The following is a 1783-nucleotide window of genomic DNA, read 5'->3' as shown; positions in this document are numbered from 1 at the left end:
GTCCCACCGTGTTCACGCCCGAATACGACAGCGGTTCGCGCCCTGCTATGATATAGGGAGGGATGTCTTTTCCGCATTTGGAGCCGCCTTGAAGCATCGTGTGCTTGCCAATGCGTGTGAATTGATGCACCAGCGTGGCACCGCTCAAAATGGAGTAATCGTCCACCTCCACTTCGCCTGCCAGCTGAGTGGCATTGCCGAGAATGACGTGGTCTTTGAGGATGCAATCGTGCGCCGTGTGTGAGTAAGCCATTAACAGGCAGCCACTTCCGACTTTGGTGAAGCCTTTGGAGGCTGTGCCGCGATTGACTGTGGCGCACTCACGGATGGTGGTGTTGTCGCCAATTTCGCAGATGGTGTCTTCGCCTTGAAATTTCAAATCCTGCGGGATGCCCGCCACGACTGCTCCGGGAAATATCCGGCAGTTTTTGCCAATACGCGCACCTTCGAGGATAACGGCGTTGGGATAAATATACGTGCCATCGCCGATGACGACATTTTTGTCGATTGTGGCAAACGAACTGATGGTCACATTCGCGCCAATAATGGCATCCGGATGTACCGATGTAAACTCGTGTTTCATTTATTTTTAATTATTTGAGCCATAAATTCTGCTTCACAAACCAACTTTTCGCCCACGAAAGCATAGCCTTTCATGTAGGCAATGCCGCGGCGAAGTTCGGTGATAAATTTCAGGTGGAACACCAATGTGTCGCCCGGAACAACTTTTTGCCGAAACTTAACGGCATCGATTTTCATAAAATAGGTAGAATAATGTTCGGGGTCTTCAACGGAGTTAAGTACCAGCAAACCACCCACTTGCGCCATCGACTCGACCAGCAAAACGCCTGGCATAACGGGTTCATGCGGGAAGTGACCCTGGAAAAATGGTTCGTTGAACGACACATTTTTCACACCCACGATATGATTAGAGCTTATTTCGATGATTTTTTCGACTAACAGAAACGGATAGCGGTGCGGCAACAGCTCTTTGATGCGGTTGATGTCCATCAGCGGAGCCACATTGGGGTCGTAAAGGGGTGCCTGCACCTCATTTTGCTTGATGTCTTTCCTTATTTGCCGCGCCAATTTCGTATTAATCGTATGTCCGGGGCAAGTGGCAATGACACGTCCGCGTAAAGGCTTGCCAATCAATGCCATATCGCCAATAATATCCAACAGTTTGTGACGGGCAGGCTCGTTGGGAAACACCAAGTCTTTGTGCTGAATATAGCCCAACCGTGTAGCATCCTGATGTGCAACGTTCAGTTTATCAGCCAGTTGGTCGAAGCGTTCCTGCGTGATTTGACGTTCGTAAATCACAATCGCGTTGTCCATATCGCCACCCTTAATCAGGTTGTTTTCCAGCAACGGCTCTATTTCGCGTACAAAAACGAACGTGCGACTTGCCGCAATCTCTTCCTTAAAATCCTCCAAATTGTCAAGCGTGGCAAATTGACTGTCCAAAATATCCGAATCAAAAGCAATGAGGCTCGTAACAACGAATTTGTCGTCCGGAACCAGCACTACAGACGCTCCGGTTTCCTCATCTTTGACTTCGATTTTGCTTTTTACAATGTAATAGTCGCGGTCGGCGGCTTGCTCAATAACTCCAACTCGCTCAATTTCATTGACATACTGAATAGCACTCCCATCCAAAATAGGCACTTCGGGCGCATCCACTTCAATCAGGCAGTTGTCCACCTGCATCCCATAAAGGGCAGCAAGAGCGTGTTCTACAGTACCAACAGATACCTCTCCCTTAGAAAGCACGGTGCCACGC

2 protein-coding genes are annotated in these 1783 nt (G+C 49.0%); both read right to left on the bottom strand.

Annotated elements, in window-relative coordinates; translation table 11 throughout:
- A partial coding sequence (gene lpxA, locus ASC50_RS00260; RefSeq protein WP_056928542.1) for an acyl-ACP--UDP-N-acetylglucosamine O-acyltransferase occupies positions 1-583 on the bottom strand: 583 nt, incomplete at its 3' end.
- Positions 580-1783 (bottom strand): bifunctional UDP-3-O-[3-hydroxymyristoyl] N-acetylglucosamine deacetylase/3-hydroxyacyl-ACP dehydratase (locus ASC50_RS00255; protein WP_056928541.1); only part of this gene is annotated, 1204 nt, incomplete at its 5' end. The genes ASC50_RS00255 and lpxA, both read right to left, overlap by 4 nt.

It is taken from the genome of Candidatus Symbiothrix dinenymphae (genome assembly GCF_001431085.1).
The sequence above is the reverse complement of the archived record's forward strand: the minus strand, read 5'-3'. Positions and strand labels throughout refer to the sequence as shown.